Consider the following 23,213-nt stretch of genomic DNA (forward strand, 5'->3'; position numbering starts at 1 on the left):
GGTACGAAAATCACCGTCAGGAACCAAAGAAAAACGCTCCGCCTACTTCCGGATACTGGGTGGAGAGCGTTTCCGACCTTGATTCTGCCGGACAAAAGCCACGCCCGTCGTATATATCGGGATATCCTAGATCACAAGGGAAATTTTTGAGGTATCTGGCTGTTTAAGCTGTTTCACGATTGCGGAATTCGTTCCGCACAACAGTCTTCGCAGGATACCGGGGAAGCAGAATACGATTAATTCATGGCACAAAACGTGAATGACCGGTGGCACGACCACAACCGCACCACCGGAAAGATCACGCCTTGTCGCGCGGCATCTCGTCGATCTTGGTATCCGCGCAGGGCCGGTAGCCGACCTCGAGCGCGGCCTTGGCGAGCAGATGCGCCGCGACGGGAGCGGTCAGCAGGAAGAACACGACACCGGCGATCGCCCGCGTGATGACATCGATCTGATGCGCGTGGACCGCGAGCGCGATGAGCATCAGACCGGAGCCGAGCGTGCCCGCCTTCGAGCCCGCATGCATGCGCATGTAGACGTCCTTGAGACGCAGGAGGCCGATGGCGGCAATGAGGGAAAACAGCGAGCCGATCACCAGGACGATGCCAACGGCAATCTCGAAGAGCGGTGTGGTCATCGTCCGGCCTCCTCCCGGGTCTGGCTCGCGCGGATCTCGTCCACGATGGTCGCGTCCTTCGCAAGGCCGCGGTTCAGCACGAAGCGGGCGAAGGCGACCGTCGCAAGAAAGCCGACCAGCCCGAGTGCGATGGCGATGTCGACATAGAGAAAGTAGTCGGTCTGAACGCCGATGGCGGCGATGAAGCCGATACCGACGGCAACCAGCATGTCGAGGGCGACCACCCGGTCCGGGAGCGTGGGACCACGCACCGTGCGAATGACGATCAGCACGAAGGCAATCGTCAGCAGCGCGAGACTGATCGACACGCAGACATCGAGGAAGCGCGCCGAGAAGACGGCGAGATCGGTCATCGGAAGGCCTCCAGGATCTTGCGTTCGAACCCGTTCTTGATGTCGTCGATCGTTGCCTGCGGATCCGGCACATCGATGCAGTGGACGTAGAGTGTCTTGCGATCCTCGGACACATCCACCGACAGGGTGCCGGGGGTGAGCGTGATGAGGTTCGCCAGCATGGTGATCTCGAAATCGCGATCCACGGTCAGCGGACAGGCGATGATGCCCGGCGAAAGCTCGATCTTGGGACGCAGGACGATGGCCGCGACGCGCAGCGCCGACAGCACCAACTCATAGAGAAAGAGCGCCGCAAGGCTCGCCACCTGCCAGGCACGGCTGACGTAGCGGCCGGTACCGACCTGTTCGCGGATGAGGCCCAGCGCCAGAGCGCCGAGCGCGAAGCCGAAAATCAGGTTGGCGACCTCGAAGCTGCCCGTGACCGCGCCCCAGGCAAGCGACATCAGGATGTTGATGAGAAAAAGGCCGATCATTGGGCAGCCTCCCCGAAGACGGAGCGAAGATAGCCAAGGGGATCGCTCAGGCTGGCGGCTCCCTTTCCGGCGAGTTGCATCATCGGCTCGGGTTGGACGCCGAGCAGGACGACGATTGCCAGAAGCACTAGAAGCGGGATCCAGACGTTGGCGCCGGTCGCGCCGGGGGCCGGAACCGAGAAGGTGGTGAGCGACCCGTCGGCCACGCCTTCCGCGCCGCCGCGCCAGAAGGCGTAGATCCACACCCGGCCGACCGCGATGGTGGTCAGGAAGCCGGTGACGAGGATCGCGCCCGCGATCCAGCCGTGGCCGGTCTGCAGCGCCGCATCGACGAGGATCACCTTGGGCCAGAAGCCGGAGAACGGCGGCAGGCCCGCCACCGCGAAGCCGAGCATCAGGAACACGGCCGCGAAGGCCGGGCTGATGCGGTAGAGACCGCCGAGCTCACGCAGCGAGTAGGAGCCGCCGAGACCGTTCATCATGCCGGCGGCCATGTAGAGCGCCGTCATGACGATGATCGAATGGACGGCGTAGAAGACCGCGCCGCCAAGCGCCGGCGTGGTGCCGATGGCAAGGCCCGCGAGCATGGAGCCGATGCCCGAGATCACCAGGTAGCCGAGCAGACGGCGCACGTCGGTCTGGGCAATCGCCCCGCACACGCCCGTCAGCATGGTCGCGATGGCGACGAGGGCGATCAGGTCGCCCAGGATCTCGCGCCCCTCGGGCATCATCAGGCCGAAGATACGCAGCAGCGCATAGACGCCGACCTTGGTCAGAAGACCGGCGAAGACCGCCGCCACGACAATGCGCGGCGTGTGGTAGGAGGCCGGCAGCCAGAAGTTCACCGGGAAGGCGGCCGCCTTCATGGCGAAGGCCAGGAAGAACAGCACCGCGACGGTGAGCAACGGTCCGGACATGCCGGCCGAGCGCACCTTGATGGCGATGTCGGCCATGTTGAGCGTGCCCAGGATGCCGTAAAGCAGGCCGGTGGCGATCAGGAACAGCGTCGTGGCGATGATGTTGAGCAGCGCGTATTTGACCGCGCCGTCGAGCTGGCTGCGCTCGTTGCCGAGCACCAGCAGGCCGAAGGACGAGATCAGCAGGACCTCGAACCAGACATAGAGGTTGAACAGGTCGCCGGTCAGGAACGCCCCGCACACGCCCGTCATCATCAGCAGCAGGAACGGATAGAAGCCGTAACGCCGTCCCGAGGTGTCGATGTCGGTCATGGCATAAACGCCCGCCGCAAGCGCCACGATGGAGGACGAAAACGCCAGCGTCGCGCCGAGCGGATCGACGGTGAAGGCGATGCCGAAGGGCGGCAGCCAGTTGCCCGCGACCATGGTCAGCACGCCGTGGTCGATCACCCGCGCGAGCAGCGCGCCGCAAGCGGCGACCAGAAGCAGCAGCACCGCAATGCCGACGACCGGCTGCAGCCTGGTGTGCTTGCGCAGCATCAGGCAGAGCGCGCCGCCCATGGCTGTAATGACCAGCGGCGCGACGATCAGCCAGTCGGCGGCCGCCACCGGCTGGGTGCTCATCGCCTGGGAAATGTCCACGGAAATCTCGGAAGCGGCCATTCTCAATACCCTTGCGGCGGCGCGGTTTCGCCCGTCGGCTCGGCAACGCGCATCTCGCTCGCGTCATCGGTCCCCAGTTCCTGATAGGCGCGGAACGACAGCACCAGCAGGAAGGCGAAGAAGGAGAAGGAAATCACGATCGCCGTCAGGATCAGCGCCTGGGGCAGCGGGTTGGCGATCGTCTCGCCCGGCGTCATCAGCGCCTCGGGAATGATCGGCGGCACCTCGCGCAGCAGACGTCCGGAGGTGAAGATCAGCAGGTTCACCGCATTGCCCAGAATGGCGATGCCCAGCAGGATGCGCACGAGCTGGCGCGACATCAGCAGGTAGACCGCGACGGTGAAGAACAGGCCGATCAGGATCGACAGGGCGGCTTCCATCAGTCGCTCTCCCTTTCCTCGAGCGCGAGCGCGATCGAGGAGATCGAGCCCACGACGACAAGATAGACCCCGATGTCGAAGAACAGCGGCGTCGACAGCGGCACTTCCACATTCGCCAGATGCAGGTACCACCACTGGCTGGTCATCCAGGCCTGGCCGGTGAAGAACGACGGCATGCCAGACAGGCCGGCAAGGAACACGCCGGCGGCGGAAATGCTCATCGGGTGGAAGGCGATCGCCCGGCGCACGGCGGCCACCCCGCAGGCGATACCGTAGATGGCGAAGGCGGAGGCCGCGATCAGGCCGCCGATGAAGCCGCCGCCCGGCTCGTTGTGACCGCGCAGAAGCACGAAGATCGAGAACAGGACCATCAGCGCCGCCAGATAGGGAGCGATGGTGCGGAAGATGAGCGTTCTCATACGCGGGCCTCCTCGCGCTTTTCATGCGCCTCGTCGCCGGCGGCCCGGTCGAAGGCGGCCGCGCGGTCGGCCTTCGGCCGCACGCGGATCAGGGCCAGGACGCAAAGCCCCGTCAGCATGACCACCGAGATCTCGCCGAAGGTGTCGAAGCCGCGGAAGTCGACCAGGATCACGTTCACGATGTTCCGGCCATGGGCGATGGTGCGGCTGTAGGCCTCGAAGAAGTCCGACAGCGAGCGATCGAACGGCAGCTGCGTGATGCGGATCAGCAGCGCGGCGAAGCCGAAGCCGACCGCCGCCGCGATGGTCCCGTGGATCAGCCGCGGCACCATCGGACGATGATCGCGCGGCTGCAGGTTCAGGCGGGTCATGACGAGGGCCAGGATCACCACCGACAGGGTTTCCACCATGAACTGGGTGAAGGACAGGTCCGGCGCGCCGAAGAGCATGAAGATCAGCGCCACCGCGAAACCCTGGATGCCGAGCGAGACGATGGCCGTCAGGCGCGTGCGGGCGACCAGCACCGCATAGAGGCCCGAGGCGGCGATCAGCAGGACACCCCACTCGTAGAAGCGGAAGGACGGCCAGGAGATCGCCGAGGGCCAGTTGCCGGTCGAGACCAGCGGCACGAGGATCGCGAGCGCTGCGAACAGGAACGTCATCGTCATGTAGACGTCGAGCCTGCCTCCCTGCACAGCGCGCGTCAGGCGGGTCGAGAGCGTCACGATGCCCGCGATCACCTGGTCGAAGCCCCGGTCCGGGCCCCAGCCGATGGCCGCGAGCACGCCGGCCATGGCGCCACGCAGCCGGTCGAGCGACAGGTACAGGACCACGCCGAGCGCGATGGTCACCAGCGACAGGATCAGCGGCGCGCCGATGTAGGTCGGGATGAGATGCAGCACGACATCCGAACGCTCGCCAAGGATGGAGGTCACCACCGGCGCGATGAACATCTCGCCCGTCGCATGGGCGAGCAGCGCCGCCGCAAGACCGGTGAGCGACAGCGCGACGGGACCGGCGAACAGGAGCAGCGGCCCCTCATGGGCATGCTTGGGCGTCTCGACCTTCGGCCCCATGAAGGGCTTGATGGCGACGGCGGCGGCGATCACCAGCATGAGCGCGTTGCCGAGCACGGCGGTTGCCGTGACCAGAAGGCCGGCCGTGCCGGCCCCTTCCATCGCGTACCAGGTGCCGGCGTACATGTACTCCTTGGCGATGAAGCCGATGAAGGGCGGCAGGCCGCACATGGACAGCGCCGCGAGACAGGCGGCCGTGAAGGTCACCGGCATGGCGCCGCGCAGGCCACCGAGCTTCGTCACGTCGCGGGTGCCGGCTTCATGATCGATGGTGCCGGCGACCATGAACAGCGCGCCCTTGAAGAGCGAGTGGGCGAGCAGGTAGAGCGCCGCGCCCTCGATGGCCCGCTCCCAGCTCGTGCCGGTCAGCATGACCAGCAGGCCGAGCGAGGCGACCGTCGTGTAGGCCAGCATCAGCTTGAGGTCGGTCTGGCGCACGGCCAGAAGCGTGCCGACGAGCAGCGTCACGCCGCCGAAGAGCGGCAGGATCGTGGTCCACAGCGCCGTGTCGCCCAGCACCGGATGCATGCGCATCAGCAGGTAGACGCCCGCCTTCACCATGGTCGCCGAATGCAGGAAGGCCGACACGGGCGTCGGCGCCTCCATGGCGTTGGGAAGCCAGAAGTGGAAGGGGAACTGCGCCGACTTGGTGAAGGCGCCACCCAGCACCAGGACCAGGACCAGCGCGTAGAAGGGGCTCTCACGCAGCATGTCGCCGGAGGCGAGCACACCGGCCATCGAGGTCTCGCCGGTGAGCGACATGATGAGCAGGAAGCCCGCGAGAAGTGACAGGCCGCCACCGCCGGTCACCACCAGCGCCTGCAGCGCGGCGCGGCGCGAGGCGGTGCGAAGGTGATCGAAGCCGATCAGCAGGAAGGACGTGATCGACGTCAGCTCCCAGAAGACGAACAGCGTCATCAGGTCGTTGCCGAGCACCAGCCCCAGCATCGCGCCCATGAACAGGAACAGGAACGAGAAGAACCGCCCCTGATGCGGATGCCCCTTCAGGTATCCGCCCGCGTAGAGAATGATGAAGGTGCCGATGCCGGAGATCAGCAGCGCGAAAAGCGTCGAGAGACCGTCGATGAGGAAGGACAGGTTGACCCCGTAGGACGGGATCCAGGACATCGACGGCGTGAACCGTGCGCCTTCGGCGACTTCGGGCGCGAGCCCGGCGAAGAAGAGGAAGACCGCGGCCGGAACAAGCGCCAGCGGCCATGCGGCATTGTGGCCCATCGCCCGTGTCAGGACCGGCGCTAGGGCGGCGGCGGCGAACGGGGCCAGGACGGCGATGAACGTCGCCTCGGAACCTGGGAGCGGCATGGGCCTCCTCGAAACTGCTTGTCGAAACTGATGACCCGAAAGGCCACGAATCGACCTTGTAATGGCGTAACGGTTAAGAAATTCGCCTCACATATAACCGCCACATCCCCCCGGGCAAGCGATTTACGCATGTCTTCGCAAGCTTTTCGACGCGAGACATTGCCCCATTGTCACGGGCAAGCCCCGCTCCTATTTGTAGCTGTCGGCACCAGTCCGTCCGCGGGCCCGGATCTTGGGAACACCGGCGCGGGATTTGTTGAACACCCCGAGATTGCCGCCCGCCATGTCCGCGCGCGGAGCGTTCAGACGAGGATCACAGCATGACCGAAACAGCCTCACGCCCCCGCGTCACCAAGAGCGAGGCCGAGTGGCAGGCCGAGCTGACGCCGGAGCAGTTTCACGTGCTGCGCCGCGCCGGCACGGAGCGCCCCTTCACCGGCCCCTACTGGAACACCTTCGAGACCGGCCTCTATTCCTGTGCCGGATGCGGCGCGCCACTCTTCCGCTCGGACACGAAATTCGATGCGGGCTGCGGCTGGCCGAGTTTCTTCGAGGCCGTGAGCCCCGACGCGGTGACCGAGATCACCGACCACTCGCACGGCATGGTGCGCACGGAGATCCGCTGCGCGGCCTGCGACGGACACCTCGGCCACGTCTTCCCGGACGGCCCGCCGCCGACCGGCCTGCGCTATTGCATGAACGGGCTGGCGATGACCTTCACGCAGGAGTGAGGGAAGACAGGCGTCCCGCGCCTGCCCGCATCACCCCCGCCTTCAGTCGTCGTGGCGGATAATGCCGGTGAGTGCACCGACAAAGATCGCCGCGACGACCCAGGTGAGAAAGAGCTGAACTTTCTGCAGCACGTCGCTGAAGCGATCCCTCCACCCCCTCGCCGGCAATTGGACCCAGGCGGATTCCTGCCCCAAGTCCACAAAGGGCAGCAGCATATCAAACGCATAGAGTTCGCTGTTGAACATCTGATAACTGCGCCCCGCTTCCGTATGACGCATCCAGGTCGCGGACGGATTGGTCACAGGCGGGCTTGAGGCGTTCACGATCCTCCGCCACTCGTCCGACAACAGGACAGCTTCGGACGCCGGAACGAAGCGCCCCGAACTCCAGTCGGCACGGATCTGCGGCGCCTGCACCAGGGCATAAAACAGCAATATCCAAATCGCAGACCAAGGTCGCAGACCAAAGCCCACTGCCGTGCCGACAAGACCACTCCAGATGCGATAGGGAAGATTTCGGACCCTGATGGCAATGCGCTGCAGGGGCGAGTCCGCCTCTCTCAGTAGTCGCTCACGTGCTTCGCGCCGCTTTTGCGCCTTCCGCCAGATGCGGACAGCGGTCTCCGCCTCGTGATCGCCGCTCCGGTCAAAAGCCCCTATAAGTTGATCATAGGGCTGAAAATGGAATTTTCCATTGTGACAGGAGCCCGTTCGAAGCCAGCGTACACGCTCGCTGTGCGCGCTACCGTCGATCCGATCATAGGTCAGCCCCACAAGGCGGACCTTCTTCATCGCCTTCAGGCCGCTCCAGTCATCGACCAGCGTTCCGACACGCGCGAAGGCAAGGTTGACGCAGCCCTTTGCGTAGGCCACCTGCCGCCAGACAAAGCTCTTGCCGACCCGCAGGCGCCCGGCGTCGAGCGCCATGCCTCCGCAACCGTTCAGTTTCACGGCCATACAAGACAAGTGGCCGGCGATCCGGGCTCCGGCCAGGTTTACCGTCCCCCTGGTCTCGATCTCGTCGAGCGTGAGATCTCCCGCGATATTACAGCCGGCTGCCGCAAGGCTTTTCAGTCGCCCCCCGGTCAGATCGAGACTCTCCAGCCTGGCCCGCGCGACGTTGATCCCGTCCGGAAACACGCAATCCCTGAGCGTCGTCGCACCGCGCGCAGTCGTCTCGCTCAGGTCGAGCAAACCGTCGATCCAGGCACCATGGACCCGGATGCCATGCTCATGCGTCCGGAATTGCTCGCAACCGCCGAGGATCAGGTAGCGCAGCAGATCCGCTCGGATCGCCCACTCGGGCGTGGCACGTTTCGGCCGAGTGCCGTCGCCAAACACGACCAGTTCCCCGCTCTGGCATTCAGCAAGAAGCCGTTCCTCGGCCGGCGTAAGTTCACCGGCGCGGCGCATCTCTTCAATCTGCGTGTAGCTGCGGATGAGCGCCATCGGCCCCGGTCAATTGCTTGCGTGAAATACAACCGCGAGGATATCAGGACGGGCAGCGCCCACAAGTCTGGATATGCGCCAGGGATCACCAGACGGGCGGCGTGGTGATCCAGAGAATGCGGGTCGGGCCATTGGCGATGTTGCGGAACTTGTGCGGCAGCGTGCTTTCGAAATAGAAGCTGTCGCCCTCCGCGAGCCTGTAGACGGCCCCGTCGACATAGAGCTCGAGCCGCCCCTCGAGGACGACGCCGCATTCCTCGCCCTCGTGATTGTAGGGATCCTCGCCCGAGCCGCCATCCGTCTCCAGCGCGATCTCCATCACCTGCAGCGCACCCTCGTCGCGTGCCGTCAGAAACTCCTTCACCATGCCCTTGTCGCCGAAATCGGCACGCCGGCGCTGGTTGATCCGCACGATACGGCGGCTTTCCTGCTCAAGGGCCGCCTCCGCATCGCCAAAGAGCGCGTGAACGGAGATCTCCAGCACGTTGCACACCGCGCGCAAGACGCGGATCGACGGCGAGGAGATGCCGCGCTCGATCTGGCTCAGCAGACCGACAGACACATTGGCCGCTTCCGCGACCCGCTGCAGCGACAGGCCACGCGCCTGACGCGCCCGGCGCACCGCCAGCCCAAGCGTGCGATCGTCTTCCGTCGGCTCGTCGCCGGTCTCCGCAACACCAGGAGCCTGCGATCCGGAAATCGTCATACCTTCATACGCCCCAAATTCACCAAAATGAAAAACCGCCCGCCCGGACTGGACCGCCGATCCGGAGAGCGAGACGCCGGGAAGGGTAAGCGAGATCAATCGGATCGGCAAACCAAAACCAATCAATCTCCTCAGAAGCCCCCCACTTCTTCACCATCATGAACCCTGTGACGAAACCGGGATTGAAACTCTCCAACTTTTCATTATGGTGAAAATCAGGATAGCCGAACGAGATATCCACGCATCCCCGCCTTCGTTCGCCCGCACGGACCGGCAGTGGTGCAACCAGACAACCAAAGGGGAACACGCATGATGAAGAAGCTCGCCGCCACACTGGTCGTATCCATCGGCCTGGCCACGCCCGCACTTGCCGAAGACCTCACCGTCGGTGTCACCACCACCGGCGTGCCGTTCACCTTCGTGGACACCGCGACCCAGAAGCCGACCGGCGCCATGGTCGACATCGCTGAAGCCATCGCCTCGGACACCGGCATGACCGCCAAGTTCGAGCTGACCGCCTTTTCCGCCCTGATCCCGGCCCTGACCACGGGCAAGATCGACCTGATCTCCGCCGGCATGTTCGCCTCGGACAAGCGCAAGGAAGTGGTCGACTTCTCGACCGGCGTCTACACCTATGGCGACGCGATGTTCGTGGCGGCGGACGACGACGCCGCCTATACGGTGGACATGCTGAAAGGCGAGGCCGTCGGCGCCCAGGTCGGCACGGTGTTTGCCGACAAGCTGAACGCGCTGGGGATTTTCAGCGAGGTGAAACAGTATGATTCCCTCGCCGACATCATGCGCGACGTGAAGCTCGGCCGCATCAAGGCCGGCTTCGGCGACAAGCCCATCGTCGCCTACCAGATCTCCCAGAACCCGGGCTTCGGCGTCCGCCTCGTCGAGGGCTACGAGCCCATGAGCCAGGGCACCGTGGCGCTCGCGGTGGCAAAGGACAATCCCGAGCTTCTCGAGACGGTCAATGCGGCGCTCGCCAAGATGAAGGAGAGCGGCGAACTGGCGAAGATCTTCGCCAAATACGGCCTCTGAGACGGTCGCAGCAATCCGACGCGGGGTGAGCCGGCCGCCGGTTCGCCCCGCAGCCGTTCACCGTCACAGGCACCCCGCAGATGAGCACGTTCCTCTCCCAGTCCGCCGAATACCTTCCCTTCCTTCTGTCCGGCGTCTGGCTGACCATCGCCGTCACCGTGCTGTCGCTGGCCCTGGCGACGGCACTCGGGCTGGTCTGGGCGCTCTGCCGCACGTCCGGCATCGCCGCCCTCGCCACCCCGGTCCGCCTGCTCGTGGAGTTCATCCGCGGCATCCCGATCCTGGTCATCCTGTTCTACATCTACTTCGTGATGCCGGAGATCGGCCTCGATCTCACCGCCTTCCAGGCGGGCGTGATCGGACTGGCGCTGACCTATTCCTGCTACATCGGCGAGACGTTCCGCGCCGGCATCGAGGCGGTCGACCGGGGCCAGATCGAAGCGGCGAAGTCCATCGGAATGCGCCAGGGCCTGATGATGCGCAGGGTGGTGCTGCCGCAGGCGTTCCGGATCGTTGTTCCGCCCTACGCCAACAACATCATCATGCTGCTGAAGGATTCCTCGCAGGTCTCCGTCATCTCGGTCGCCGAACTGACGATGCAGGGCAAGATGCTGGCGTCCTCCACCTTCAACAACCTGACGGTCTTCACGCTGGTCGCGCTGCTCTACCTGTGCCTGACGCTGCCGCTGAACTTCGTCATGCGCCGCGTTGAAGTGGCGATGGGGAAAGCCCGATGATCACCTTCGACAATGTTCACAAGTCCTATGGCACCCACGAGGTGCTGAAGGGCATCGACGCCGAGATCGGCAAGGGAAAGGTGGTCTGCCTGATCGGGCCGTCAGGCTCCGGCAAGTCCACGCTGCTTCGCTGCGTCAACGGTCTGGAGACCTACCAGCAGGGCCGCATCGCCATCAACGGCGAGACGGTCGATGCAGGCAGCGCGGGCATCCATGCCATCCGCACACGGGTGTCCATGGTGTTCCAGCGGTTCAATCTCTTTCCGCACCGGACCGCGCTTGAAAACGTCATGGAGGGGCCCGTCCACGTGCTGCGGGAAAACCCGCGCGAGGTGCGCGAGCGCGCCGAGTCCCTGCTGCAGCGGGTGGGACTGTCCGAAAAGACGGACGCCTATCCCGCCGCCCTCTCCGGCGGACAGCAGCAGCGCGTGGCAATCGCCCGCGCCCTCGCCATGCGCCCCGAGGCCATCCTGTTCGACGAGCCCACGTCCGCTCTCGACCCGGAGATGGTCGGCGAGGTGCTGCAGGTGATGCGCTCGCTCGCCGAGGAGCACATGACCATGCTCGTCGTCACCCACGAGATCCAGTTCGCGCGCGAAGTGGCCGACCATGTGCTGTTCCTCGACGGCGGACGGATCGTCGAACAGGGGCCGGCGGCTGAGATGCTGCGCAATCCGCAGCACGAACGGACACAGGATTTCCTGCGCAGGGTCACCCATCCCGTCTGAGGCCAGTCACATGTCCCACACCATTCCCTCGCTCTGGGCGGCGACCGCCCGCCCGCCGCTCGATCTTCTCGCCCCCGAGGGCGAGATGCGCGCGGACGTCGCGATTGTCGGCGCCGGTTTCACCGGCCTCTCGGCGGCACTCCGGCTTGCTGGCGGGGGAGCCTCCGTGATCGTTCTCGACACCCATGCGCCAGGCTTCGGGGCCTCGGGCCGCAACGGCGGTCAGATCATCCCCGGCATCAAGATCGACCCGGACGGGATCGACAGGGTCTACGGCGAAGCCACGACGGATTTTGCCGGGAAAACGGCCGAAACCACTCTCGCGCTGATCGAAGCCCATGGCATCGATTGCGACGCGCATCGGGACGGCTGGATCCAGGGCAGCGTGAAGAAGGCCCATCTGGCGCAGATCGAGCGGCGCGCGGAGCAGTGGCGGAAGCGCGGCGCCGACGTGGCGTTGCTTTCGCGTGAAGAGGTCCGCGCCCGGACGGGATCGGCGATCTTCAAGGGCGGCTGGTTCGACGGGCGGGCCGGCAGGCTCCACCCCCTGAACTACGCAACGGGCCTCGCCGAGGCTGCCCGGACGGCAGGGGCGGACATTCGCGTCGGCGCCGCCGCGTCGCGGCTTGCCCGGCAGGGACGGGACTGGCGCATCGACCTTGCCAATGGAGCGAGCGTGACGGCGGGCCAGGTGATCGTCGCCACCAACGGATACAGCGGACCGCTGTTTCCCGAACTCAGGGCCAGCCTCGTTCCGGCCGGCAGCTTCCAGGTCGCGACGGCTCCGCTTCCAGAGGCGCTGCTTTCGCGCATCCTGCCCGGGCGGTCCGTGGTCTCGGACACGCGCCGCGTCGGAAACTATTTCCGGATCGGCCCGGAAAACCGCCTGATGATGGGCGGGCGCGGCACGTTCACCGACACTCCGGCCGATACGGCATTCGCCCGGGTGACGGGCGATCTGCACGCAACCTTTCCAGAGACGCGCGACCTGCCCATTGCCTACCGCTGGACGGGACGCGTGGCCATGACGGCCGACCACCTGCCCCACGTTCACCAGCCCCTGCCGGGCCTTGTCATGGCGGCCGGATACAACGGTCGCGGCGTTGCGCTGTCGAGCGCCCTGGGGACCGCCATCGGCGCGCATCTTCTCGATGCCGCGCGACCGCTCCCCTTCCGCTTCACCGACATTCGGCCGCTTCCCGTTCACGCCCTGCATCCGGTCTACGCAACGCTGGCGATCTGGTACTACCGGCTGCGCGACGCGCTGGAGAGCTGACCGCGATCCGGCGACCTCTCAGATCCCGTTTCGCGCCAGAAATGCCGCGATGGCGGTCACGACCTCCGCCTCGCACTCACGGTGGAGAATGTGGCCAGCGCCCTTCATCAGAAGCAGGTCACCGCGATCCCCCGCGATCCGGCGGGCGTGGTCGGGCGATCCGTACTGGTCCGCGTCCCCATGCACGGCAAGCACGGGGCAGCCTGCGCTGGCAATCGCCTCGTCCAGTGTCCAGCCGGCGAAGGCGGGATCGAGCCAGGTCCGCGTCCAGAACTCGACCACGAAGCGGGCCTTGTTACCATGGTGGCGGGCCAGACGGGCAAGGTTTGCCTCCTCCAGAAACATCTGTTCGGCCTGGCGAATGCCGGCAAGCGTGCGCTCTTCCGCGAAGGACTGGGCGGCGAGCGTCACCAGCCCGGCACAATGCTCCCGCAAGCGGGCCGCCGTCTCGACCGCCATGCAGCCGCCGACCGAGTGACCGCAGGCAACGAAACGCGTAAAGCCCAACGCCTCCTGCAAAAGCGGCACGCTCCCGACGCCTTCGCGCGCGATGAAATCGAAGCCCGGACGCCGGTCCAAGGGATCCGAACGACCGAAGCCGAGCCGGTCGTAGGCAATGACACGGCGCCCGGTCTCCCGGGCAAGGCGTTCGGGAAACCGCTTCCATAGGGAAACGCAGCCAAGCGACTCGTGAAACAGGACGAGAGGCGGCAGGCCGGCATGGCTCCCCTCCGGATGCGGCGTCCACGCGCGCACGAAGCGACGCGCGCCCTCCGGCCCGACGGCCATATCCCGCACGGCAAGCCCCTCGGCCGCTTCGGCGTTCGCCGACATGGTCACCGTCTCCACTCCCTTGCGCTTTCCACCGGCGCCGGCCGTGCTACCCGCCCGGCGTTCGGGCTCTCGCCCGGGCCTGCTCCTGCGCCTCGGAGATACGCGACATGTTGACCTCGATCCAGTCCGCCAGCGCCCGCACGCGGGTCGCGGCTTCGCGGCCGAGGTCCGTCAGCGTGTAGTCCACATGCGGTGGCACCACCGGATAGGCGCGCCGGTCGACGAAACCGTCCGCCTCGAGTTGCTGGAGCGTCTGGGACAGCATCTTCTCGCTCACGCCGCCGATCTTGCGCCTCACCTCGGCAAAGCGCAGCGTGCCGTCGAGCAGCGCGAGAAGCACGAGCACGCCCCAGCGGCTGGTCAGATGCTTGAGCACCTCCCGCGAGGGACAGCCGACATCGAAAAGCTCGCCCCGGCGCAGGCGTTCCGACAGCGACACCTCCCCGGTGCCGGTTGCCCCGGCAGCCCCGCCAGCAGTCGCGGCATCTTTCATCCCTGCAGACATTTCAACCTCTTGCGCCTGCCCCGCTCAAGGGTCTTACGGCAGCTTTCCGACTTTATACTAACCTTTATGTGCGTACTTACAATTTGAAAGCAAGAGGCGCATATGGGCAGTCAACCGGCCTCACGCGAGCGGGGCCGATCCGAAGCAAGGAGACAGATCCATGATCGCAGTAACCGGCGCCAGCGGCGCACTTGGCCGCCTTGTCATCGAGCGCCTGCTCGAAACGGAAGCCCCCTCCTCCATCCGCGCCCTCGCCCGCAGCCCGGAAAAGATCGCCGATCTCGCCGCGCATGGCGTCGAGGTGGTCGAGGCCGACTACGACCGGCCCGAGACCCTGACGCCGGCACTGACCGGCGTGGACCGGCTTCTTCTCGTCTCCTCCAGCGAGGTCGGCAAGCGCGTGCCCCAGCACAGGGCCGTGATCGAGGCCGCCCGGGCTGCGGGCGTCGGACTGATCGCCTACACCAGCATTCTCAACATCGACAGCTCGCCGATGATCCTGGCCGAGGAGCACCGGGAGACCGAGGCCATGCTGGCCGGCTATCCCGGCACGGTCGTCCTGCTGCGCAACGGCTGGTACCTGGAGAACTACTTTGGCGACGTGGCCGCCGCACTCGCCCACGGCGCGGTGGCCGGAACCTCCGGCGAGGGACGCATTTCCGCCGCCGCGCGCAGCGACTACGCCGACGCGGCCGCAGCCGTCCTGCGCGACCCGCCGGCGACCTCGACAACCCATGAACTGGCCGGCGACACCGGCTTCACCCGCGCGGAGCTCGCCGCCGAGATCGGCCGCCAGACAGGCCGCGAGATCGCCTTCGCCAACATGGGCGAGGCCGAGTTCGCCGCGCTGCTGGTGAAGGCCGGACTTCCCGAGGGGTTCGCCGCCGTGGTCGCGGATGCCGACGCGGCAGCCGGCAAGGGCGCGCTCCACAGCGACAGCACCGCGCTCTCGACGCTTGCGGGTCACCCGACGAAGACACTGGAAGCAGCCGTGCGCGAGGCCCTGGCCGCCGCCGGCTGACAGGGGAACGGGGCCGGCGCGGGATCGCTTCCCGTGTCGGCCCTGCTTGACCGCCTCATCCCTCCCATGGCCGCGCAAAGCCGCGAGCCTCTCGCCGGACATTGGAAACTTTTTCCCGCCCCCTGCGGCCGCGAGGTTCGTACGCCCTTGCAGCTTCGCCACATGAGGGCGCAAAAAGACCGTCCCGAGACACCTCACCGGACGGCAGACATGAACGACGAAATCTCCCGCGAGCACAAGCCGGCGCTGGTCATCACCTATTGCCGGCACTGCAACTGGATGCTGCGCGCGGCCTGGATGGCACAGGAGCTTCTGTCCACCTTCTCCGAGGAGATCGGTTCGGTGACGCTCGTGCCGGGCACGGGCGGCATTTTCACCATCACCTGCGACGGCGCGCCGGTCTGGGACCGCAAGGCGGACGGGGGCTTCCCCGAAGCCAAGGTGCTGAAGCAACGCCTGCGCGACCTCGTCTGGCCGGACAGGGACCTGGGCCACTCGGACGGGCACAAGCGGGAAGGGTGAGGCGAGTAAGGGCGCAAGGTTCAAAGCCGCGCTCAGGAGGGATCGACATCACCCGCAAAGGTGCTGGCGTCGCGTAGCAACTCATCCCAGTCGTCAGGAGGTCGTTTCTTGGCGAGGCGCTTCTGGAAGACCGCATAGGCATCCGTCTTGCTTCCATAGGCGCGCAAGGTCGTCCGGTCGTTGACCCATGCATAGATGATGATCTTACGAGCACCGTCGAAGCGGAAGAAAAGTCTATACTGCTGAAAGAATTTGGCACGCCGCCAGTGGCGCCGGTCCTTGCCAATCGTGTTGCCAAGACGAAATCGATCGTCGGCTGGATTGGCCGGAATGTCCCGGGTCGTCAGTTTCACGATCGCCGCGAGCAGCTTGGTCTCCCCCCGCGCGCGAAATCCCTCGGGATCCCGCTCCGCCAACTCCTGCACCCGAACCGTCAACGCATCGAAGGCCTCCGCGAAGGCAGGATGCTGCAGCAATAGCCACCCGTTCACCTCCACCGCGTTTTCCCGACTCATCTGGCCTCAGCCGTCTTCCAGCGGCGCGTCGAGGTCGACCTCGACGTCCTCGACCAGCCTCCTCGCCTGCTCGAGGACAGCCGCGGACATCGGCGTCAGCCGATCGGGATGGCGAAGCATGTCGGCCTCGAGGAAGTCGAGAAATCCCACAATGACAGGATCCTGCTCGCCATCGTCGCTATCAGCCTTCTGCAGCAACACCTCACCGTCACGGATCAGGTAACGGATCCTGTCGCGTTTGCTCAGGCCCAATGCCCGGCGAACGGCGGAAGGGACCGTGTTCTGGAACTTGTCGGTCAGCGTTGCCTCGAACGCGAGCTGGTCAGCCATCGCCATTCTCCTTTTGAGGCTGCGAGGCCTCGCCACGCATGCTATCTCCGGTTAAAGGTAATGCATTTGCATTACCGTCACAAGATCTGATGTCTCCTGACACTGTTGTGTCAGCATGTCGCGAGGTTGCGGAGGACAAAGCCGGAACGCGGGGTTTCCGAACGGCGGCTTTGGGACCATATTGCCGCCATGGCAAAGCGACCGTCCTCCCCTTCCCGTTCCTCCACGCCTTCCGACCGCGGGGCCGCGTCCGGCGACGACCTGCCACCGGCGGGCACGGGCACACCTGATGGCGACGGATTCGGCGAGGCACCCCAGGCCGCGTTCGAGGGCGCGCCGCTGACCGGCCCTGTCTCCGGCTGGGCAAGCCAGATCGAGGAGGACGCGCCGCCTCGCGCCGAGCCCGCGCGGGCGAAGGGCAAGGCCGCGAAGGAACAGGGCAAAGGCACCGCCAGGACCGAAAAGCCGGCCCGTTCGGCGCGCGGCACCTCCATGGGCGCGACCAGCGATCCCCGCGAGCGGGCCTCGGGCGGGCTGAACCCGGTCGCCGGCCTCGACATGAGTCTGGAGGACGCCGAGGAGCTTCTGGCGAAACAGGTTGCCGAGACCAAAAAGCGCAACAAGGGCAAGGGCAAGGCCGCCAAGCCGGTGATGTCGGACGGCACCACCGGCCACACCGCGACCGTCGAGGCGCTGTCGGCGCTGATCGAGAGCGGCAATCCGCTGCACAAGAACGGCGAGGCCTGGGCGCCGCACCGCCCCGCCCGGCCGGAGAAGTCCGAAGGCGGCGTGCCGATCAAGCTCGTTTCGGAGTACGAGCCGAGGGGCGACCAGCCGACCGCCATCGCGGATCTGGTGGAGGGTCTGTCCGCCGAGGACAAGACGCAGGTCCTGCTCGGCGTCACCGGCTCGGGCAAGACCTACACGATGGCGCAGGTGATCTCCCGCACCCAGCGTCCGGCGCTGATCCTGGCGCCCAACAAGACGCTGGCGGCCCAGCTCTATGGCGAGTTCAAGAGCTTCTTTCCCGACAACGCGGTCGAGTATTTCGTCTCCTACTACGACTACTACCAGCCGGAAGCCTATGTTCCGCGCACGGACACCTACATCGAGAAGGAAAGCTCGGTAAACGAGCAGATCGACCGGATGCGCCATTCGGCGACCCGCGCGCTGCTGGAGCGCGATGACGTCATCATCGTCGCCTCGGTGTCCTGCATCTACGGTATCGGCTCGGTCGAGACCTACACCGCCATGACCTTCGCGCTGGAGGTGGGCGAGCGCATCGACCAGCGCCAGCTTCTCGCCGATCTCGTTGCGCTCCAGTACAAGCGCAACGACGCGGCCTTCCAGCGCGGAACCTTCCGCGTGCGCGGCGACACGGTCGAGATCTTCCCCGCCCACTACGAGGACCGGGCCTGGCGCGTGTCGCTGTTCGGCGACGAGATCGAGGCCATCACGGAGTTCGACCCGCTCACGGGACAGAAGCAGGGCGAGATGAAGTCCGTGAAGGTCTACGCCAACTCGCACTATGTGACGCCCAAGCCGACGCTTGCCCAGGCGATCAAGTCCGTCAAGAGCGAGATGAAGCAGCGGCTGGAGGAACTCACCGCCCACGGCCGCCTGCTGGAAGCGCAACGGCTGGAACAGCGCACGCTGTTCGATCTGGAAATGCTCGAGGCGACGGGCTCCTGCGCCGGCATCGAGAACTACTCGCGCTACCTGACCGGCCGCGCGCCGGGAGAGCCGCCCCCCACCCTGTTCGAGTACCTGCCGGACAACGCGCTCGTCTTCGCCGACGAGAGCCACGTCACCATTCCGCAGATCGGCGGCATGTACCGGGGCGACTTCCGCCGCAAGGCAACGCTGGCGGAATACGGCTTCCGCCTGCCCTCCTGTATGGACAACCGCCCGCTGCGCTTCGAGGAGTGGGACGCCATGCGGCCACAGACCGTCTGCGTCTCCGCGACACCGGGCAACTGGGAGATGGAGGAGGCCGGCGGCGTTTTCGCCGAGCAGGTCATTCGTCCCACCGGCCTCGTCGACCCGCAGATCGACATTCGTCCGGCCTCCGCGCAGGTCGACGACCTTCTGGGCGAGGTGCGCGAGGTCGCGGCCAAGGGCTACCGCACGCTGGTGACCGTGCTCACCAAGCGCATGGCCGAGGACCTCACCGAGTACCTGCACGAGAACGGCGTGCGCGTGCGCTACATGCACTCGGACATCGACACGCTGGAGCGGATCGAGATCATCCGGGACCTGCGGCTCGGTGCCTTCGATGTGCTGGTGGGCATCAACCTGCTGCGCGAGGGCCTCGACATTCCCGAGTGCGCGCTGGTGGCCATTCTCGACGCGGACAAGGAGGGCTTCCTGCGCTCGGAAACCTCGCTGATCCAGACCATCGGCCGCGCGGCGCGAAACGTGGACGGCAAGGTCATCCTCTATGCGGACCGCAAGACCGGCTCCATGGAGCGCGCCATCGCGGAGACGAACCGCCGCCGCGAGAAGCAGCAGGCCTACAACGACGAGCACGGCATCACGCCGGAAAGCGTGCGGCGCTCCATCGGCGACATTCTGGAAAGCGTCTACGAGCAGGACCACGTCACGGTCGAGGCGGGCTTTGCAGAGGACGGCAATCTCGTCGGCCACAACCTCAAGGCCCACATCGAGGATCTGGAGAAGAAGATGCGCGAGGCGGCGGCCGATCTCGAGTTCGAGACGGCGGCCCGGCTGCGCGACGAGGTCAAGCGGCTGCAGGAAACGGAGCTCGCGCTTGCCGACGACCCGCTGTCGCGCCAGTCCGCTGTCGACGGCAAGACCGGCGGCTACAAGGGCGACAAGAAGTACGGCGCGAGTGCGAACTTGCCTAATACGTCAAAAGTGCGCAAGAATTCCCTGGACGAGATGACCGTGGGCCGGACGGAGGTTCCGCTGTCGTCGGGGCCGCTGCCGTCGAAACCCGTTGCGGGCAAGGACGGGTCATCCCCGGAAGACGACGTGAAGCCTCTGGTGCGTGGCAAGATCGGGGCCGGGTCCTATGAGGATCCGGCGGAGGAAAAGCGCCGCCGTGGCCGCCCGAAGAAGAGCGGGCGTCCGGGGCAGTAGGGCCGCCTCGGCGGCAACTCGCGAAGACAAGGTGTTGCGGGCCGCTGTCGGGATTGCTTGCGAGGTGATCCTGGGCCTGGTCGGCCCGCCTTCGAGTCTGCGGATCAAGAAGCCGCCGACCAGGCACCCTTGGTGTCGCGGCAGGATCTTTTATCAGCGCCTGAAGACCGGGCGCCTGAAGACTGGGCGGCTCTCGACGTTGCCGATGAGCCACAGTGTTTGTATTCCTGTCCCGCTCCGGCTCACGGCGGGCTTGTTGTTTCATTCGTTTGATTGACTTGGAAAGGAACTGGTATGACGCGAACGTCAAGAATGGCCCAGGTGCTCGTCATTTCCGCTCTGGCCATCTCCGGTGTCCCATTTACGGCGTACGACGGAGGCCTCGCGCAGGCCGCATCCAGCAACAAGTCCTGGAACGACTTGGCCAAATCCTGGAACGACCCCGACTTTCCGGGCATCGACCCGTCCCAGCGCGCCCATTACAGCTGCACGTTCGACCTCAAGCGCTTCCGCATGAAGCATCAGCAGGTAAAATATTCCGCCTTCGCGAGAGGTCGAGCATTTACAATTACCGGGATGAAGGGTTGCGGCATGAGCGTAGGACAGAGATCCCAGGCCATTGCCGACAAACTCGCGCTCAAGAAGTGTCGCGAGGTCGCTCGCACTCCCGACAAGTGCTACGTCTCCGATCGCACCATCGAAAAGTAAGCGGCCCTCACTCCTCCGGTTCGGTCTCGAAGCGCAGGGGGAAGCCGTTGGCCTTGGCGAGTTCGGTGGCTTCCGTCGCCTTGGTCTCGGCGACGTCGCGGGGAAAGACGGCAACGACGCAGACACCCTGCTGGTGTGCCGTCATCATGACGCGGACCGCATCGGACTCGCCCATGCGGAAGACGACGGCGAGCACCTGTACGACAAACTCGCGCGGCGTGAAGTCGTCGTTGAGCAGCAGCACCTTGTGCAGGCGCGGCCGCTCTGTCTTCGTACGGGTTTCCGGGGAAAGCGTCGTCGTGTTGCGCTCGCTCATGACCGCCTCGTCGCCCTTTGGCTGCTGTTCTCGTCCAGATGTCCGGGTCCGCGTCCCGGCGTCGCGGCAGGGCCTCCCGGCGGAAGGACCGGGCGCGCTCGTGGTGCGATCGTCGGGAACGGAGCGGCAGGATCGCGGGATCCGGCCCTTCCGGGCCCGTGCCGTGGCGTGTGCATAGCACAATTCGGCGCCCCATGCATCCTCGCGCGCAATCCCGACATCGCACGCGCATGAGACCCTTGCCAAGCCGGGCCCGAAAGCCTACCTCCCGGCCATGCTGAAAGACACCCGCTCCCCATCCGCCGCCGCCGCACAGGCCCCCTCCCCCACCGCCGAGGAACGCAGCGTCCCGCAGGCCGCGAAGCACCCGGTCGCCCATACGGTCCATGGCCGTCGCCGTGTCGATCCCTATGACTGGCTGAGGGCCGCGAACTGGCAGGAAGTGATGCGCCAGCCGGAAACGCTGGACGCTGAAATCCGCGCATTCCTCGAGGCGGAGAACGCCCATCTCGAGGTCGCCATGGCCGACACGGCGGAGTTGCAGGATGCGCTCTTCGCCGAGATGAAGGGGCGCATCAAGGAAGACGACAGCACCGTTCCCTCGCCGGACGGACCGTTTGCCTACGGCATCTCCTATGTCACCGGCGGCCAGCATCCGCGCCTCGTTCGCGAGCCGCGCGAGGGCGGCGCGGAAGAGGTTCTCATCGACGGCGACCGGGAGGCCGAGGGCAAGGCGTATTTCCGGCTTGCCGGCGCGATGCACGCGCCTGACCACTCCCGCCTCGCCTGGGCCTGCGACGACACGGGCTCGGAGTTCTACACGCTGCGCATCCGCGACCTGGCCACCGGCAAGGACCTCGACGACACCATTCCAGACACCGGCGGCGGCGGCGTCTGGTCGGCCTGCGGCCGGCATGTGTTCTATGTGCGCCTCGACGCCAACCACCGCCCGTCGAAGCTGTTCCGCCACGAAGTGGGCAGCGACCCCACGTCCGACGTTCTCGTCTACGAGGAGAGCGATCCGGGCTTCTTCATGGGCGTGGGCAAGACCCAGTCGGGCGCCTATCTCACCATCGACATCCACGACCATGAGACCTCGGAGACCTGGCTGATCCCGGCCGGCGATCCGACGGCGGCACCGCGCCTGGTCGCACCGCGCGAGACCGGCGTCGAATATTCGGTCGAGGATGACGGCGCGGGACGGCTTTTCATCCTGACGAACGCGGGCGGCGCGGAGGATTTCCGCATCGTGACGGCGCAGGCCGACGAGGTGCTCGCCAGTCCGGGCCGCGAGACCTGGCGGGACCTGGTGCCGCACAAGCCCGGCCGGCTGATCCTCTCGCATACGCTCTATGCCAAGCACATGGTGCGGCTGGAGCGCGAGGACGGCCTGCCCCGCATCGTCGTGCACCGCATCGCCGACGCCGTCGAGCATCCGATCTCCTTCGCGGAAGAGGCCTATTCGCTTGGGCTGTCGGACGGCTACGAGTTCAACACCAACCGGATCCGCTTTTCCTACTCGTCCATGACGACGCCGGCTCAGGTGTTCGACTATGACATGGAGACGCGGGAGCGGACCCTGCGCAAGACACAGGAGGTGCCGTCCGGCCACGATACGGACGCCTATGTGACACGGCGCATCCACGCGCCCGCGGAGGACGGCGAGACCGTTCCCGTGACGCTTCTCTATCGCAAGGACACGCCGCTCGACGGCTCGGCGCCCTGCCTGCTCTACGGCTACGGCTCCTACGGCATCACCATTCCGGCGAGCTTTTCCACCACCTGCCTGTCGCTGGTGGATCGCGGCTTCGTCTATGCCATCGCCCATGTGCGCGGCGGCAAGGACAAGGGCTTCCGCTGGTACCGGGACGGCCGGCGGGAAAAGAAGGTGAACACCTTCACCGACTTCATTGCCGCCGCCCGGCATCTGGCCTCGGAGAACATCACCTCGGCGGACAGGATCGTCGCCCAGGGCGGTTCGGCCGGCGGGATGCTCATGGGCGCGGTGGCGAACATGGCCCCGGAGGCCTTCGGCGGCATCATCGCCGAGGTTCCCTTCGTCGACGTTCTCAACACAATGCTGGACGACACGCTGCCGCTCACGCCGCCCGAGTGGCCGGAATGGGGCAACCCCGTCGCCTCCGAGACCGACTACGACACGATCGCGGCCTATTCGCCCTATGACAACGTTGTCGCGCAGGCCTATCCGCCGCTTCTGGCGGTCGGCGGCCTGACGGACCCGCGTGTCACCTACTGGGAGCCGGCGAAATGGGTCGCACGGCTCAGGGAGCTTCGCACCAACGACGCGCCGCTCTACCTCAAGACCAACATGGAAGCAGGCCACGGCGGCGCGTCGGGCCGCTTCGACCGGCTCAAGGAAGTCGCGCTCGTCTATGCCTTCGCGCTGAAGGTGACGGGCCGAAGCTGACCAGCTTCGGCAAAGCT

General features: G+C 66.0%; 25 protein-coding genes. 10 read left to right on the top strand and 15 right to left on the bottom strand.

The window, feature by feature from the left end:
- Nucleotides 1-298: 298 nt before the first annotated feature.
- Genes mnhG through ACYX4S_RS11830 form a run of 7 tightly spaced genes read right to left on the bottom strand, consistent with a single transcriptional unit; the run spans nucleotide 299 to nucleotide 6,241 of the window.
- Nucleotides 299-637 (bottom strand): monovalent cation/H(+) antiporter subunit G, encoded by a 339-nt coding sequence (mnhG, locus tag ACYX4S_RS11800; RefSeq protein ID WP_293724316.1) that lies wholly within the window; start codon nucleotides 635-637, stop codon nucleotides 299-301.
- Entirely contained in the window at nucleotides 634-990 is a 357-nt protein-coding gene (locus tag ACYX4S_RS11805; RefSeq protein ID WP_293724318.1) for a cation:proton antiporter, read from the bottom strand. The genes mnhG and ACYX4S_RS11805 overlap by 4 nt, the downstream gene beginning before the upstream one ends.
- Nucleotides 987-1,463 (bottom strand): Na+/H+ antiporter subunit E, encoded by a 477-nt coding sequence (locus ACYX4S_RS11810; RefSeq protein ID WP_293724320.1) that lies wholly within the window; start codon nucleotides 1,461-1,463, stop codon nucleotides 987-989. Before ACYX4S_RS11810 ends, ACYX4S_RS11805 begins: the two co-directional genes overlap by 4 nt.
- Nucleotides 1,460-3,043, bottom strand: coding sequence for a Na+/H+ antiporter subunit D (locus tag ACYX4S_RS11815; RefSeq protein WP_476360313.1), 1,584 nt, complete (start codon nucleotides 3,041-3,043; stop codon nucleotides 1,460-1,462). Before ACYX4S_RS11815 ends, ACYX4S_RS11810 begins: the two co-directional genes overlap by 4 nt.
- 2 nt (nucleotides 3,044-3,045) lie before the next feature.
- Entirely contained in the window at nucleotides 3,046-3,423 is a 378-nt protein-coding gene (locus ACYX4S_RS11820) for a Na+/H+ antiporter subunit C (RefSeq protein ID WP_293724324.1), read from the bottom strand.
- Entirely contained in the window at nucleotides 3,423-3,842 is a 420-nt protein-coding gene (locus tag ACYX4S_RS11825; RefSeq protein ID WP_422068283.1) for a Na+/H+ antiporter subunit B, read from the bottom strand. The genes ACYX4S_RS11820 and ACYX4S_RS11825 overlap by 1 nt, the downstream gene beginning before the upstream one ends.
- Nucleotides 3,839-6,241 carry a putative monovalent cation/H+ antiporter subunit A gene (locus ACYX4S_RS11830; RefSeq protein WP_476360314.1) on the bottom strand — a complete coding sequence of 801 codons (2,403 nt, stop codon included), beginning with the start codon at nucleotides 6,239-6,241 and terminating at the stop codon, nucleotides 3,839-3,841. Before ACYX4S_RS11830 ends, ACYX4S_RS11825 begins: the two co-directional genes overlap by 4 nt.
- Before the next feature lie 320 nt (nucleotides 6,242-6,561).
- Between ACYX4S_RS11830 and msrB the strand changes: the two genes are divergently transcribed.
- Nucleotides 6,562-6,972: a peptide-methionine (R)-S-oxide reductase MsrB gene (msrB, locus tag ACYX4S_RS11835; RefSeq protein WP_476360315.1), complete on the top strand. Its 411-nt coding sequence runs from the start codon at nucleotides 6,562-6,564 to the stop codon at nucleotides 6,970-6,972.
- A gap of 42 nt (nucleotides 6,973-7,014) precedes the next feature.
- Here msrB and ACYX4S_RS11840 read toward each other — a convergent pair whose 3' ends face one another.
- From ACYX4S_RS11840 to ACYX4S_RS11850, 3 genes are all read right to left on the bottom strand, one after another.
- Nucleotides 7,015-8,421 (bottom strand): hypothetical protein, encoded by a 1,407-nt coding sequence (locus ACYX4S_RS11840; protein ID WP_476360316.1) that lies wholly within the window; start codon nucleotides 8,419-8,421, stop codon nucleotides 7,015-7,017.
- Between the two features lie 85 nt (nucleotides 8,422-8,506).
- Nucleotides 8,507-9,127 carry a helix-turn-helix domain-containing protein gene (locus tag ACYX4S_RS11845; RefSeq protein ID WP_293724334.1) on the bottom strand — a complete coding sequence of 207 codons (621 nt, stop codon included), beginning with the start codon at nucleotides 9,125-9,127 and terminating at the stop codon, nucleotides 8,507-8,509.
- A gap of 19 nt (nucleotides 9,128-9,146) precedes the next feature.
- Nucleotides 9,147-9,368, bottom strand: a complete 222-nt coding sequence (locus ACYX4S_RS11850; protein ID WP_476360317.1) for a hypothetical protein — start codon at nucleotides 9,366-9,368, stop codon at nucleotides 9,147-9,149.
- 68 nt (nucleotides 9,369-9,436) lie between these two features.
- On the opposite strand from ACYX4S_RS11850, the gene ACYX4S_RS11855 reads away from it, so the two are divergent.
- From ACYX4S_RS11855 to ACYX4S_RS11870, 4 genes are all read left to right on the top strand, one after another.
- A complete protein-coding gene (locus ACYX4S_RS11855) occupies nucleotides 9,437-10,174 on the top strand; it encodes a substrate-binding periplasmic protein (RefSeq protein ID WP_476360318.1) in 738 nt (245 codons plus the stop codon).
- Nucleotides 10,175-10,254: 80 nt separating this feature from the next.
- Nucleotides 10,255-10,911, top strand: a complete 657-nt coding sequence (locus tag ACYX4S_RS11860; protein ID WP_293724336.1) for an amino acid ABC transporter permease — start codon at nucleotides 10,255-10,257, stop codon at nucleotides 10,909-10,911.
- Nucleotides 10,908-11,639 (top strand): amino acid ABC transporter ATP-binding protein, encoded by a 732-nt coding sequence (locus ACYX4S_RS11865; RefSeq protein ID WP_293724338.1) that lies wholly within the window; start codon nucleotides 10,908-10,910, stop codon nucleotides 11,637-11,639. The genes ACYX4S_RS11860 and ACYX4S_RS11865 overlap by 4 nt, the downstream gene beginning before the upstream one ends.
- Before the next feature lie 10 nt (nucleotides 11,640-11,649).
- On the top strand, nucleotides 11,650-12,915 hold the full coding sequence (locus ACYX4S_RS11870; RefSeq protein WP_476360319.1) for an NAD(P)/FAD-dependent oxidoreductase: 1,266 nt from the start codon (nucleotides 11,650-11,652) through the stop codon (nucleotides 12,913-12,915).
- Between the two features lie 18 nt (nucleotides 12,916-12,933).
- Here ACYX4S_RS11870 and ACYX4S_RS11875 read toward each other — a convergent pair whose 3' ends face one another.
- Nucleotides 12,934-13,749, bottom strand: a complete 816-nt coding sequence (locus ACYX4S_RS11875; protein WP_476360320.1) for an alpha/beta fold hydrolase — start codon at nucleotides 13,747-13,749, stop codon at nucleotides 12,934-12,936.
- Between the two features lie 46 nt (nucleotides 13,750-13,795).
- Entirely contained in the window at nucleotides 13,796-14,242 is a 447-nt protein-coding gene (locus tag ACYX4S_RS11880; protein ID WP_476362860.1) for a winged helix-turn-helix transcriptional regulator, read from the bottom strand.
- 172 nt (nucleotides 14,243-14,414) lie between these two features.
- Between ACYX4S_RS11880 and ACYX4S_RS11885 the strand changes: the two genes are divergently transcribed.
- Together ACYX4S_RS11885 and ACYX4S_RS11890 are read left to right on the top strand one after the other, a co-directional pair.
- Complete coding sequence (locus tag ACYX4S_RS11885; RefSeq protein ID WP_476360321.1) at nucleotides 14,415-15,275, top strand: SDR family oxidoreductase; 861 nt, start codon at nucleotides 14,415-14,417, stop codon at nucleotides 15,273-15,275.
- A gap of 210 nt (nucleotides 15,276-15,485) precedes the next feature.
- On the top strand, nucleotides 15,486-15,797 hold the full coding sequence (locus ACYX4S_RS11890; RefSeq protein ID WP_422068274.1) for an Rdx family protein: 312 nt from the start codon (nucleotides 15,486-15,488) through the stop codon (nucleotides 15,795-15,797).
- A gap of 32 nt (nucleotides 15,798-15,829) precedes the next feature.
- Here ACYX4S_RS11890 and ACYX4S_RS11895 read toward each other — a convergent pair whose 3' ends face one another.
- On the bottom strand, nucleotides 15,830-16,312 hold the full coding sequence (locus ACYX4S_RS11895; RefSeq protein WP_476360322.1) for a type II toxin-antitoxin system YhaV family toxin: 483 nt from the start codon (nucleotides 16,310-16,312) through the stop codon (nucleotides 15,830-15,832).
- Nucleotides 16,313-16,318: 6 nt separating this feature from the next.
- Complete coding sequence (locus ACYX4S_RS11900; RefSeq protein ID WP_476360323.1) at nucleotides 16,319-16,642, bottom strand: type II toxin-antitoxin system PrlF family antitoxin; 324 nt, start codon at nucleotides 16,640-16,642, stop codon at nucleotides 16,319-16,321.
- Nucleotides 16,643-16,831: 189 nt separating this feature from the next.
- On the opposite strand from ACYX4S_RS11900, the gene uvrB reads away from it, so the two are divergent.
- Together uvrB and ACYX4S_RS11910 are read left to right on the top strand one after the other, a co-directional pair.
- Nucleotides 16,832-19,744: an excinuclease ABC subunit UvrB gene (gene uvrB / locus ACYX4S_RS11905; protein ID WP_476360324.1), complete on the top strand. Its 2,913-nt coding sequence runs from the start codon at nucleotides 16,832-16,834 to the stop codon at nucleotides 19,742-19,744.
- A gap of 312 nt (nucleotides 19,745-20,056) precedes the next feature.
- Nucleotides 20,057-20,452, top strand: coding sequence for a hypothetical protein (locus ACYX4S_RS11910; RefSeq protein ID WP_476360325.1), 396 nt, complete (start codon nucleotides 20,057-20,059; stop codon nucleotides 20,450-20,452).
- Nucleotides 20,453-20,459: 7 nt separating this feature from the next.
- Here ACYX4S_RS11910 and clpS read toward each other — a convergent pair whose 3' ends face one another.
- Entirely contained in the window at nucleotides 20,460-20,768 is a 309-nt protein-coding gene (clpS, locus tag ACYX4S_RS11915) for an ATP-dependent Clp protease adapter ClpS (RefSeq protein ID WP_293724356.1), read from the bottom strand.
- A gap of 274 nt (nucleotides 20,769-21,042) precedes the next feature.
- On the opposite strand from clpS, the gene ACYX4S_RS11920 reads away from it, so the two are divergent.
- Complete coding sequence (locus ACYX4S_RS11920; protein WP_476360326.1) at nucleotides 21,043-23,196, top strand: S9 family peptidase; 2,154 nt, start codon at nucleotides 21,043-21,045, stop codon at nucleotides 23,194-23,196.
- Nucleotides 23,197-23,213: the final 17 nt, after the last annotated feature.

The organism is Stappia sp. ABD4_338 (genome assembly GCF_056312175.1).